Annotated in this window: 11 protein-coding genes; 9 read left to right on the forward strand and 2 right to left on the reverse strand. The window is 74.0% G+C overall.

Going from position 1 to position 12,056, the window contains the following annotated elements; all coding sequences use genetic code 11:
* The 6 genes from BLQ67_RS09360 (at position 1) to BLQ67_RS09385 (ending at position 4,779) form a co-directional block, all read left to right on the forward strand.
* Positions 1 to 687: a nucleotide exchange factor GrpE gene (locus BLQ67_RS09360; RefSeq protein ID WP_092504488.1), complete on the forward strand. Its 687-nt coding sequence runs from the start codon at positions 1 to 3 to the stop codon at positions 685 to 687.
* Between the two features lie 4 nt (positions 688 to 691).
* A complete protein-coding gene (locus BLQ67_RS09365) occupies positions 692 to 1,642 on the forward strand; it encodes a DnaJ C-terminal domain-containing protein (protein ID WP_092504490.1) in 951 nt (316 codons plus the stop codon).
* Between the two features lie 11 nt (positions 1,643 to 1,653).
* Positions 1,654 to 2,076 carry a heat shock protein transcriptional repressor HspR gene (locus BLQ67_RS09370; protein WP_092504492.1) on the forward strand — a complete coding sequence of 141 codons (423 nt, stop codon included), beginning with the start codon at positions 1,654 to 1,656 and terminating at the stop codon, positions 2,074 to 2,076.
* A gap of 43 nt (positions 2,077 to 2,119) precedes the next feature.
* Entirely contained in the window at positions 2,120 to 2,854 is a 735-nt protein-coding gene (locus BLQ67_RS09375; protein WP_092504494.1) for a hypothetical protein, read from the forward strand.
* Between the two features lie 79 nt (positions 2,855 to 2,933).
* Positions 2,934 to 4,184, forward strand: coding sequence for a sulfur globule family protein (locus BLQ67_RS16965; RefSeq protein WP_092504496.1), 1,251 nt, complete (start codon positions 2,934 to 2,936; stop codon positions 4,182 to 4,184).
* A 1-nt stretch (position 4,185) separates the two neighbouring features.
* A complete protein-coding gene (locus BLQ67_RS09385; protein ID WP_092504497.1) occupies positions 4,186 to 4,779 on the forward strand; it encodes a hypothetical protein in 594 nt (197 codons plus the stop codon).
* 16 nt (positions 4,780 to 4,795) lie between these two features.
* Here the strand turns inward: BLQ67_RS09385 and BLQ67_RS09390 are convergent, their stop codons facing one another.
* On the reverse strand, positions 4,796 to 5,422 hold the full coding sequence (locus tag BLQ67_RS09390; RefSeq protein ID WP_197674592.1) for an ATP-binding protein: 627 nt from the start codon (positions 5,420 to 5,422) through the stop codon (positions 4,796 to 4,798).
* Between the two features lie 47 nt (positions 5,423 to 5,469).
* Complete coding sequence (locus BLQ67_RS09395; protein ID WP_092504499.1) at positions 5,470 to 5,793, reverse strand: hypothetical protein; 324 nt, start codon at positions 5,791 to 5,793, stop codon at positions 5,470 to 5,472.
* Between the two features lie 439 nt (positions 5,794 to 6,232).
* On the opposite strand from BLQ67_RS09395, the gene BLQ67_RS09400 reads away from it, so the two are divergent.
* The 3 genes from BLQ67_RS09400 (at position 6,233) to BLQ67_RS09410 (ending at position 12,007) form a co-directional block, all read left to right on the forward strand.
* A complete protein-coding gene (locus tag BLQ67_RS09400) occupies positions 6,233 to 10,078 on the forward strand; it encodes a beta strand repeat-containing protein (RefSeq protein ID WP_092504501.1) in 3,846 nt (1,281 codons plus the stop codon).
* A 112-nt stretch (positions 10,079 to 10,190) separates the two neighbouring features.
* A complete protein-coding gene (locus tag BLQ67_RS09405; RefSeq protein WP_092504503.1) occupies positions 10,191 to 10,445 on the forward strand; it encodes a hypothetical protein in 255 nt (84 codons plus the stop codon).
* 164 nt (positions 10,446 to 10,609) lie between these two features.
* Positions 10,610 to 12,007: an RNA polymerase sigma factor gene (locus tag BLQ67_RS09410; RefSeq protein ID WP_172802285.1), complete on the forward strand. Its 1,398-nt coding sequence runs from the start codon at positions 10,610 to 10,612 to the stop codon at positions 12,005 to 12,007.
* Positions 12,008 to 12,056 lie beyond the last annotated feature (49 nt).

Raw genomic sequence — 12,056 nt, forward strand, 5'->3', positions numbered from 1 at the left:
ATGACCGACGACACGCAGGACGAGGGCCCCGTCTTCCGCGACAAGCGGAGGATCGACCCCGAGACCGGCGAGGCGCGCCAGAGCCCCGCGGATGCGCAGGCAGCCGCCGAGCAGGCGGCGACCGAGCAGGCGTCGGAGCAGCAGGCGGCGGATGCGGGTGCCGAGGCACCCGCGCCCGCCCCCGCAGCCGACGACCTGAGTGCCGAGGACCGGGCGCTGCTCGAGGGCGAGGCCCAGCGCCTCGCCGACGAGGCGGCGGGCGTCGAGGCGGCCATCGCGGCCGCGAACGACGAGGTGCGCAGGCTGCAGGCCGAGTACGTCAACTACCGCAACCGCGTCGAGCGCGAGCGGGCCGCCGACAAGGTGGCGACGACGGCATCCGTGCTGTCGGCGCTGCTGCCGGCGCTCGACGACCTCGATCGCGCCGACCAGCACGGCGACCTCGAGGGCTCGCCGCTCGCGATCGTCGCGCAGAAGCTGCGCGCCGCGATCGCGGGCCTCGGCCTCGAGGCCGTGGGCGTCGCGGGCGAGCCGTTCGACACGGCCGTGCACGAGGCGATCGCGCAGCTGCCGAACCCGGAGGTGACCGAGATGGTCGTCGCCGACGTCGTGCAGCGCGGCTACCGCATCGGCGAGCGCCTCGTGCGCCCCGCCAAGGTCGCCGTGTTCGTGCCTGCGGGCGAGTAGTCGCATGGCGAGCAACGACTGGTTCGACAAGGACTTCTACAAGGTGCTCGGCGTCCAGAAGGACGTCGAGGCTGCCGACCTGAAGAAGCAGTACCGCAAGCTCGCGCGGCAGTTCCACCCCGACTCGAACCCCGGCGACGCGAAGGCGGAGGCGCGGTTCAAGGAGATCTCCGAGGCGTTCTCGGTGCTGTCCGACCCGAAGCAGCGCGAGGAGTACGACTCGGTGCGCGCCATGGCGGGTGGGCGTCCGCGCTTCGCGCCCGGCGCGCAGGGTGGCTTCGAGGACGTCTTCGGCGGCATGTTCAACCAGGGCGGCGGCCCGCGGGTGCAGTACCAGCAGAGCGACTTCGAGGACATCCTCGGCGGCATGTTCGGCAGCGGTGGCGGCTTCGGCACCCCGCGCGCACCGCAGAGGGGTCGCGACGTCACCGCGAACGCGCAGCTCGACTTCCTCTCGGCCGTGCAGGGCGACACGCTCAAGCTCACGGTCGGAGGACGCTCGATGACCGTGAAGATCCCTGCGGGCGTGCACGACGGCCAGAAGATCCGCATCGGCGGCAAGGGCCAGGCATCCATCACGAACGGCGCGCCCGGCGACCTCATCGTCACGGTGCAGGTGCGACCGCATCCGGTGTTCCGCATGGATGGGCGCGACATCCGCCTCGACGTGCCCGTGACGTTCGCGGAGGCCGCGCTCGGCGCCACGATCGAGGTGCCGACCGTCGGCGGCGGCACCGTGCGCCTCAAGGTCGCGCCCGGCACGCCGTCGGGTCGCGTGCTGCGCGTCAAGGGCAAGGGCGTCGCCGCCAAGCAGGGCACGGGCGATCTGCTCGCGACCGTGCAGGTCGCGGTACCGTCGCACCTGAACGCCGCGCAGCGGGATGCGCTCGAGGCGTTCGCGGCGGCCTCGGGCGACGAGTCGCCGAGGGACGACCTGCTGTCGAAGGCGAGGTGAGCGTGGGACGCATGCCGGAGGATCTCGACGAGTCGAGCCCGATCTTCTCGATCGCGGCCGCTGCCGAGCTCGCGGGCATGCATCCCCAGACGCTGCGCCAGTACGACCGCATCGGGCTCGTGCAGCCGCAGCGCACCGCGGGCAACACGCGCCGCTACTCGATGCGCGACATCGGGCAGCTGCGCCAGGTGCAGCTGCTGTCGCAGGAGGGCGTGTCGCTCGAGGGCATCCGCCGCATCCTCGACCTGTCGAACGAGGTGCGCGGGCTCAAGGAGCGCGTGCGCGAGCTCGAGGCGACGCTCGCCGACCAGGTGATCGACCGCCGCGGGCGCGTGTTCGCGGCCGGGGTCGAGGGCGTGACGTCGATCCGCTCGGGCGCGCGCCCGGCGAAGCGCAACCAGGTCGTCGTGTGGCGGCCGCTGCATCGCGGCTGACGCGCGAAGGCCCGACCGGGTCTGGCCGGTGCATGATGGTGCCGTGAGCGACACCACCGCGACCCCGCCGACCGAGCCGACCCGCCCGACGTCGCCGGTGCCGGACGCACGGACCGCGGTGACGCCGCCCTCGGCACCCGCGAAGACGGCGCCCGCGAAGGCCGCGCCTACGACGACGGAGGCGGCGAAGCAGCCTGCGAAGCCCCTCACGCCGGAGCGCAAGGCTCGCCGCGGCGCGATCATCGCCGGCGCCATCGCCCTGCCGCTCGTCACGGCCGGCTTCACGCTGCTGGCCGTGCCGCTCGCGATCTGGCAGCTCGCGACGATCGTGAAGACGGTCGTCGTCGTGATCGCCAACGCCGTCGCCGGCACGGGCGCCGCAGCCGACGCGAACTCCACGCTCGCATCCATCGACCCGAACGCGATGTCGGGCATCACGATCGCGTTCGCGATCGTCGGCGCCGTGCTGCTCGTGGGCGGCGCGGTCGTGAGCGTGCTCGTGCTGCGCGCGCACGGCGTGCGGCGCCCCGGCATGGTCACGACGGTCGCGGTGCCGATGGGCACGGTCGTCGCGACGATCGTCACCGGCACGGTCGGCGCGCTCGGCGGCCTGCTGTTCGGCACGAGCGACAGCGTGAGCCAGGTGCTCGGCAACGCCGCGATCGGCATCGCGCTCACGGCCATCGGCTCGGGCATCGCGACGATCGTCGCGGGCGCGCTCGTGTGGCTGTGGATGGCCGGCATCTTCCACGAGCGCTCGGAGCCGGCGAAGCGCTGACGCCGCTGCGCCGCGACGTGCGGGCGCCGCCGAGCCGCGGTGCACGATCGTCCCAGCGACGAGGGGTACCGTCGCGTGCGTGAGCGAGCTCGAGGCCCCGCCGCCGCCAGGCAGCGACACCCCCGTGCCCGCCGACGTCGTCGCGAAGCCGAAGCGGCGTCGCGCCGCCGAGTCCGCGCCCGACGGCCTGGTGCCGCAGACCGCGATGGCGCAGCGCGCCGAGCGCCGCGAGCGCGACCGCCGCACGCGCGCACTGCCACCGCCGCTCGCGAATCCCATGGCGGGCGCCGTGCCGCCCTCCGTCGCGGCGCGGATGGCGTGGGAGGCCCAGCAGCGCGGCATGCAGGGCATGCCCATGGCGCCGCAGGCGGGAGGCCCGAACCCGGCCGGCCCGTACCCGGCGCCCGCCGCCCCCGTGCCGCCGCAGCCGCCGCATCCCGCATCCGCCTCGGTCGCGCTCGCGCAACCGGCACCCGTCGGCTGGTCGCCGTACGGGCAGCCGATGCCGTACGGCCAGCCGCTCGCGTACGGCGCTCCGTACGGCCAGCCGATGCCGTACGGCTACCCGGCGCCCTACGGGCCGCCGAGCCCGTACGGCCAGCCGATGCCGTACGGCGCCTACGGCCCGCCGCCCATGCCCTTCCCGCCCGTGCTGCACGCGCCGCCGAAGCGGCGGCTGACGCGCAGGCAGACGGGCGCCGCGCTGCTCGGCTCGCTCGTCGGGCAGCTGCTGCTCGCGCTCGCGACCCACCTGTTCGTCACCGCCGCCATCGTGCTGCTGCTCTGGGGCTCCTTCTCCGAGGGCGGCACGAGCGGCCTCGACGCGCTCGAGGCCGACAGCCTCACCGACCTCGTGGCGTTCTGGGCCGATCCGGCGCGCATCCCGCTCACGATCCTCATCGTGCTGCTCGTCACCGGCGCGATCGCCGCGGCCGGATGCGTCGCCAGCCTCCTCTGGCACCGCTCGGCGGGGCTCGTGGGCATCAAGCGCTCGATCGCGCTCGCGTACGCGACGACCACGGCGATCGGCGGCCTCGTCGGATCGGTCGGATGGCCGACGGCGCTCATCGGAGGCCTGTTCTTCTCGCTCGCGTCGTCGTCGTCGGCGGCGTTCACGATCGGCTCGGCGTGGGGCTACCTCTTCGCGTGCCTCGCGGTGTCGATCGTGCTCACGGGGGTCGTGGGCATGCTGTTCGGCTGGACCTACCTGCTGGCCTTCCGGCCGCGCCCGACGTGGGCGCAGATCGAGGCCGAGGCGAGGCAGGCCGAGGTCGACGCCGAGCGACGCGCCGTCGAGGCCGACGCGGCCGAGCTGTCGCGGGTCGACTGACGTGGCGGGTCGCGCGCAGCGCATCCCGAGGCCCGCGCTGCCGCCGCACGTGCGTCGCGCGGCGCGCGACGCCGGCGGCTGGGGCCTCTCGTTCGTGACCGTCGGGGTGAACCTCGTCGTCGCGCTGTCGGTCGTCGCGATCGTCGTCGCCCTCGCCCGGTGGCTCCTCGTCGAGCTCGTCGCAGGTTCGGGCGGCATCGAGGATGCGGTCGACGACTGGCTCGCGAGCATCGACCCGACGCCGTGGATCGTCACGGTCGTCGTCGCCGTGCTCGTCGCCGCGGGTCTCGTGGCGCTCGGGGCGTCGACGAGCGTGCGCATCCTGCGGCGCGCAGGCGTGCCGCGTCCGCGCGAGATCACGTGGTGGTGCTGCGGCATCGGCACGCTCGTGCAGGCGGGCATCACGATCGTCGGCAGCGGCGTCACGACCCTCGTCGGCCTGCTCACGAGCGGGCTCGGGCTCGGCATCGTCGTGGCGCTGTCGCTCGTGCTGTCGACGGCGCTGTCGGCGCTCGCCGGCTACGTCGCCGGGCCCAGGCTCTGGGCGTGGCGCGTGCGCCGCGACGGCGAGCGCGCCGGGCTGCTGCCCGTCTGACGCGGGGCCGCTCGGATCAGGCGGCGTGGCGCGCGAGCTCGCGGCGGATCGCGCGCGGCCGCAGCGGGCGGCATCCCGCATCCGTCAGCGCTCGCACGATCGCCGGCTCGCGGCGCGCGAGCAGCAGCCCGCGGCGCACGAGGAACGCGGGGCTCTTGCGCCGCTCGCGCAGGTCGCGCAGGAAGCGGAACGCCATCGTGGCGCCGCGCGGGCGGCGCACCGCGATCGCATCGAGCAGCAGGCCGCGCTCGAGCGCCGGCGCGACGACCTCGCTCGCGAAGATGCCCTCGGCGACGAACGCCTGCGCGTCGCCGAGGTCGAGCGTGCGCCAGCCGACGCGGTCGCTCAGCGAGATGTCGTAGTCGGGCACCTGCGTGCGTCCGGTCGTCGCGAGCTGCTCGATCGCCGCGATCGCGTCGGGCAGGTGCCAGGAGCCGGGGTGATCCCAGTCGACCTCGCCGGTCTCGAGCAGCGGCAGCGCCGGGTCGCCCGCGACGCGGTAGAAGTCGTCGAGGCGCAGCACCGGCAGCCCGGAGGACTCCGCGAGTCGCGACTTGCCCGATCCGGATGCCCCGCCGACGAGCAGCATGCGGGCGCGGATGCCGTCGCCGAGACCCGCGGGGGGCTCGTTCGCGTCGGGCATGGACTCCATGATCCCACGCGGCTGCAGGCGCTGCGGCACCGACGAGCTCACCGGTCGCGCGGCCGCACGTCCACGAGGAAGTCGGTGAGGTCGGCGTCGCGTCGCCACCCGCGGCCCCGCGGCACGCGGACCGCCTCGGCGACGTCCGCGAGCACGGCGAGCCGCCACTCCAGCTCGCGCACCTTGCGGTCGACGGCCGCAGTCGACGAGCGCGCGGCCATCCTCGTCTCGCGCTCCACGGCGGCCCGGCTCGCCTCGAGCAGCGATCGCAGCTCGTCGTCGTCCGTCGTGGCAGCCTCCGCGCGGAGGGCCGTCACGAGCGCGCGCGAGGCGGCCTCGAGGCGCGTCCACGCGACGACCGCATGCGTCACGGCGCATCCCCATCGCACGGCGCGGTGGGTGCCGCGACATCCGGTCGCCGCTCCGTCGCTCGCTGGAGCGCGACGACGTCGAGTCGATCGGATGCGCGTCGATGCACGACGGCGATGCGCGCCAACGCACGGTCGGTCAGTCGCACGGTGGTCGGGTCCGCATCCATCGGCAGGCTCCTCGGATCGGTGGTCACGCATCCGCTGACGCGTCGCGCATCGATTCGTGACGCCGCGCGGATGGGCATCGGAGCGTCGGGGGACAGTCGTCGACGAGTCCTGCGCACCCGCGTCACGTTCGCGACCGCGCCTCGTCTTGACACCTGGAGGCGTCTGAACCGACTGCGCCTCGGATCGAGGAGTCTCCGTGCCCACCACCCCAGACGCACGCCGCAGCACCGCAGCGCGAGTCCGCCGATGGACGAGCATGCTCGTGGCAGGGATGCTCGCGCTGGCCGGGGTGACGGCCGTCTCCTCCCTCGCCGCACCTGCGGCGCAGGCCGCGCAGCCCGCGTTCACGTGCACGAGCGGCGTCGTCTACGCGACGAGTGGCACCGGGCAGATCACGAGGATCGACGCCGCCACCGGCGCGACGTCGGCGAACGGCGCCTTCACGGTGCCTGCGGGCAACGCCGTGAACGCCATCGCGCTGCCCGAGGGCGGTGGCGACCTGCTGTACGGCTACGACCGCACCGCCGGACAGGTGCTGCGCTACGACGCGGCGACCGAGACGACGCAGACGTTCCCTGGCGTCGCGAACACGTCGGCGACGATCGCGGGCGCCATCGACCCGGCGACGGGCATCTACTACTTCGCGACCGGTGGCTCGCCCTGGGTGCTCTACGCGTTCGACACCGCCACGAGCACGCTCATCGGGCAGGTGGGCACGATCTCCGGCCTCGGCACCAACGGCGACATGGCGTTCGACGCGGTCGGCAACCTCTACGTCGTGTCGAACTCGAGCTCGACCGCGGCGGGCACGTTCGCGCGCGTCGATGCGCCCATCGCCACGGCCGCCGGCTCCGTCGCCTACACGGCGGCATCGATCAGCACGATGCCCGCGAACCTCGGGCAGTACGCGTCGCTCGCCGTCGTCGCCGACGGCAGCATCGCCATCGGCTCCGGCACGACCGTGACCCGTGTCGCGCCGCAGACGGGCGCCATCCTGTCGCAGACGGCCGTGACCGTGCCTGGCACGCTCGCCGACATGGCGAGCTGCGCGTACCCGAACCTGCTGCTCGTCGAGAAGGACCTGCCGGAGGGGCGCTACGCGCCGACCGACCAGTTCCGCGTCGAGCTGAGCGGCTCCGGCACCCAGACGCCGTACGTCGGCGTGACGGAGGGCGACGACGTCGGCGTGCAGGACCAGGCGAGCGAGACGGCCGGTCCGCTGCTCGGCGTGGACGGCGTCGCTGGCACCTTCACCGAGGTCGGCGTGGGCACGACCGACCTGGCGAACTACACGACGACCTGGCAGTGCGTCGACGAGGCGTCGGGCACCGTCGTGGCGTCGGGCTCGGGTACGAGCGGCTCGGTCTCGGTGGCACAGGGATCGGGCGCGCTCGACGTGCGCTGCACGTTCACGAACATCCCCCTGCAGCCGGGCATCGGGCTCGACAAGGAGATCACCGACGTCGTCGACGTGAACGGCAACGGCGTCCACGATGCCGGCGACCAGATCCTCTGGGGCTTCACCGTCACGAACACGGGCGAGACGACGCTCACCGACGTCGTCGTGCACGACGACATGCTCGCCGCTGCGGGCATCGGCGTCACGTGCGCACCGACGACGCTGCAGCCAGGCGGCGTCGCGACGTGCACGGCCGACGCCCCGTACACGATCACCGCAGCCGACGTCACGAACGGGCAGGTCGTGAACACGGCCACCGCCACGGGCGTGCCGCCGCTGCTGCCGCCCGTGACCAGCCCGCCGGACTCGACCGAGACGCCGGTCGGCGGCTACGTCGTCGACAAGGAGGCCGACCCCGAGTCGGGCACGGCCGTCACGCTCGGCGACACCATCACGTACACGATCACCGTCACGCACGTGGGCACCGCCCCCGTGCCCGGCGCGATGCTCGTCGACGACCTCTCCGACGTGCTCGACGACGCGACCTACCTCGGTGACGCGACGGCGACCGCGGGCGACCTGACGTTCGACGAGGCCACCGGGCGGCTGTCGTGGACGGGCGACCTCGCCGACGGCGACGTCGTCACCATCACGTACTCGGTCACCGTCACCGGGGCCGGCGACGCGATGCTCGCGAACGTCGTGACGAGCCCTGGATGCGCCGGCGACTGCTCGACCGCGCATCCCGTCGGCTCGTACTCGGTCGTGAAGTCCGCCGATCCGCCCTCGGGCTCGAGCGTCGCGCCCGGGGACGTCGTGACGTACACGCTCACGGTGACGCAGGCCGGCCAGGCCGCCGTGCAGGACGCGACGCTCGTCGACGACCTGTCGGACGTGCTCGACGACGCGACGTACCGCGGCGACGCGACGGCGTCGGCGGGCTCCGTCGCGGTCGATCCGACGACGGGTGCGCTGACGTGGACCGGCGACCTCGCGGTCGGCGACGTCGTGACGATCACCTACTCCGTCGAGGTGACCGGCGCGGGCGACGCGCGCCTCGGCAACGTCGTCACGAGCCCGGGATGCACGACCGAGTGCGGCACGGAGCACCTCGTGGGCACCTACGTCGTGGCGAAGGATGCCGATCCCGCATCGGGATCGAGCGTCGCGGCCGGCGACGTCGTCGCGTACACGCTCACCGTGACGCAGCAGGGTGCCGGCTCGGTCGCGGGCGCGACGCTCGTCGACGACCTGACGGCGGTGCTCGACGACGCGACGTTCGCCGACGACGCCGTCGCCTCGTCGGGCGACGTGGCGTTCGACGCCGCGACGTCGACGCTCACCTGGAGCGGCGACCTCGCGGTCGGCGACGTCGTGACCATCACGTACTCGGTGCGGGTCACCGGCGCCGGCGACGCCGTGCTCGACAACGTCGTGACGAGCCCCGGATGCACCTCCGACTGCTCCACGCAGCACCTCGTGGGCGGCTACGTCGTCGCGAAGTCCTCCGATCCGGCGTCGGGCTCGACCGTCGCGATCGGCGACCGCATCGACTACGTCGTCACGGTCTCGCAGACGGGTGCGGGAGCGGTCGACGGTGCGACGTTCGTCGACGACCTCACGGCCGTGCTCGACGACGCCGAGCTCGACGGCGACGTCGTCGCCTCGGCGGGCCACGCGGCGTTCGACGAGACGACGGGCGCGCTCACGTGGTCGGGCGACCTCGCGGTCGGCGACGTGGTCACCGTGACCTACTCGGTGGTCGTCACCGGCGCTGGCGACACCTCGCTCGCCAACGTCGTGACGAGCCCCGGATGCGCCGAGGCGTGCACGACCGAGCACATCACGGGCGACTACGCGGTGGCGAAGTCCGCGGATCCGATGTCGGGGGCGACGGTCGCCGTCGGGCAGGCCGTCGCGTACACCATCATCGTGACGCAGCGCGGCGAGGGTGCGGTCGAGGCCGCGCTCGTCGACGACCTCGCCGACGTGCTCGACGACGCGACGCTCGTCGGCACCGCGCAGGCGACCCTCGGCACCGTCGACGTCGACGGATCGACGCTCTCGTGGTCGGGCACGCTGCAGCCCGGCGAGGTCGCGACCATCACCTACTCGGTGATCGTGACCGCCGACGGCGACGCCACGCTGCGCAACGTCGTGACGAGCGATGGCTGCGCCGATGCGTGCAGCACCGAGCACCCCGTCGGCGGCTTCGTCGTCGCCAAGACGGCCGATCCTGCATCCGGGACGGAGGTCGCGCCCGGCGACGTCGTGACGTACGCGCTCACGGTGCGCAGCACCGGCACCGGCGCGATCGACGACGCGTCGATCGTCGACGACCTGTCGGCCGTGCTCGACGACGCACGATGGAACGGCGACGCGCAGGCGACGTCGGGCTCGGTCGTGCGCGACGGGTCGGCCCTCGTGTGGACCGGTGACCTCGCGCCCGGCCAGACGGTGACGATCTCGTACTCGGTGACGGTCGTCGCCGGCGGCGATGGACGCCTGCAGAACGTCGTCACGACCGACGACGCGCGCGGCAGCTGCGACCCGGCGGCCACGTGCACGACGACGCATCGTGTGCCGCCGGCCGTGGCCGCGCTGCCGCGGACCGGCCTCGAGATCGGTGCGTGGGCGCTGACGATCGCCGCGCTGCTCGTCGCGGCAGGCGCGGTCATGCTGGTCGTCGCCGCACGGCGACGACGCGCGCAGCGGTAGCGGGGGAGCGGAGGCGGACGTCCTGCACGTCCGCCTCCGCCCTGCGCGTCACGATGTCCACTGTCGACCGTCATCAGAGCGAGGACACGTCCAGAGCCAGGAGTCGACGATCGTGAGCATCGTGCTGGGCATCACGTGCGACCGCTGCGGGCGCCACGTCGAGGTGCTGCGAGCGCGGCTCGACGACGTGCTCGCCGAGGATCCGAGCATCGTGGCGATCATGGACCGGTTCTGGGCGCGCAAGCGCTGGATCCACGACGCCGCCTTCGGCTTCGCCTTCTGCTCGGATGCGTGCGCGCGAGCGCACGGCGCCGAGGAACGGCCCGACGAGCGCTGGCTGGAGTGGGTGACCGCCGAGCCGACCTGACGCGAGCCGGATCTGCGTGGGAGCGCCCGCGACCGCCGATCCCGGCCCGGCGCGTCATGATCCGACGCGTCGCTCGTCTTGCAGAGAGGAATGCAGCGAGCACTCGACTCCCACAGGGGTCGCCGCGCGGGTGACCGTCGGTGACCCCTGCGCAGCGTGCCCTCGTGGACGACCTCACGGCGAAGGCCCGCGACGGCGACGCCGAGGCGCTCGGCGCGCTCTTCGGCCAGCTGCATCCGCTGCTCGTGCGCATCGCGCACCGCGAGATCGGCCGCAGCCACGCGCGACTCGACGCCGACGACCTCGCCTCCGAGGTCATGCTGCGGCTCATCGAGCGCTTCCGCGACGGGCAGGGGCCGTCGGAGAACCCGGTCGCGTACCTCGCGCGCGCGATCCGCAACCGGGTCATCGACCTGCGGCGCGCACCGGCGATCGGCGACGTCGGCGCCGACGACTTCACGGCGCTCGCCGACGCCCACGTGCGCGTGGAGGATGCCGACGAGCAGCGGCCGACCGACGTCGCCAGCGAGCTCGAGATCGTCGCGGCGGCGATGGCACGCCTGCCGCGCAGGCAGCGCGAGCTGCTGACCGCCGTCGCCGTCGACGGCATGAAGCCTCGCGAGATCGCGGCCGTCACCGGCGAGGCGGCGAACACGGTCGCAGCGGCTGCGAGCCGCGCGCGGAAGGCGCTGCGCGTCGAGATCCGACGCACGATGCTCGAGGCGGAGGGCGTCGACGCGTGCGCGGCGCACCGCGAGGCCCTCGCCGCCGAGGGCACGCCGGTCGCGTCCGCATGCGAGCACCTCGACGAGTGCGCCCGCTGCAGGCGCGCGCTCGCCCGCTTCGCGGCGCTGCCCGCGCTCGCCCTCGTGCTGCCGCTCGTCGTGCTCACCCAGATGGTCGGCGGCGCGGCGTCGGCGCACGCCGCCGTCGAGGCCGGCGTCGCCGGCGGCGCGGGGGCCGTCGCGTCTGGTCGTCGCGCTCCGCGATCGAGTCGTGGCGTCCGCATCGCCGGCTCCGTGCTCCTCGGGCTGCTCGTGGTGGCTGGCGTCGTCGCGGCGTTCGTCGTGACCCAGCAGGTCGCACCGACGTCGTCGGCGCCCGTGGCGTCGCCGACGGTGGCTGCTCCAGCGCCAACGGCGACCGAGGCGCCGGAGCCGAGCGCCCCGCCCACTGCCGAGCCGAGCGACTCGGCGGGAGCCCCGGAGGCATCGACGCAGGCGAATCCCGCATCCCTGACGATCGACGTCGCCGTCGGCGCGGGCGCCACGACGATCGCGGTCGACCTCGGCCTGCGGTCGGGGGCGACGGTCGACTCGCTGCGCGTCGACCTGCCGACGACCATGCGCATCGTCGACGCGGGCGCGTGGCGCTGTCCGTCGACCGCGGGCGGAGGCGCGTGCATCCCGCCCTCGTCGAGCGCCGACGCCGTCGTGCTGGTCGTCGAGGCGGTCGACCCCGGCGCCGACGTCGCCGGCGAGGCGACGGTCGACGTCGCAGTCGTCGCCGACGGCGTCACGGTCGCGGCCTCGTCGACCGGCACGATCCGCGTCGCGCCCTGACGTGGCGACGGCACGCCGACGCCGGCCGACGGCGCGCGTCGGCCAGCAT

This window comes from Agrococcus jejuensis (assembly GCF_900099705.1).
GTDB lineage: Bacteria > Actinomycetota > Actinomycetes > Actinomycetales > Microbacteriaceae > Agrococcus > Agrococcus jejuensis.

Bases quoted from the DNA above. Each gene is read 5' to 3' on its own strand.
- BLQ67_RS09360 (WP_092504488.1), top strand. From the start codon at position 1: ATGACCGACGACACGCAGGACGAGGGCCCCGTCTTCCGCGACAAGCGG.
- BLQ67_RS09365 (WP_092504490.1), top strand. From the start codon at position 692: ATGGCGAGCAACGACTGGTTCGACAAGGACTTCTACAAGGTGCTCGGC.
- BLQ67_RS09370 (WP_092504492.1), top strand. From the start codon at position 1,654: ATGCCGGAGGATCTCGACGAGTCGAGCCCGATCTTCTCGATCGCGGCC.
- BLQ67_RS09390 (WP_197674592.1), bottom strand. From the start codon at position 5,422: ATGCCCGACGCGAACGAGCCCCCCGCGGGTCTCGGCGACGGCATCCGC.
- BLQ67_RS09400 (WP_092504501.1), top strand. From the start codon at position 6,233: ATGCTCGCGCTGGCCGGGGTGACGGCCGTCTCCTCCCTCGCCGCACCT.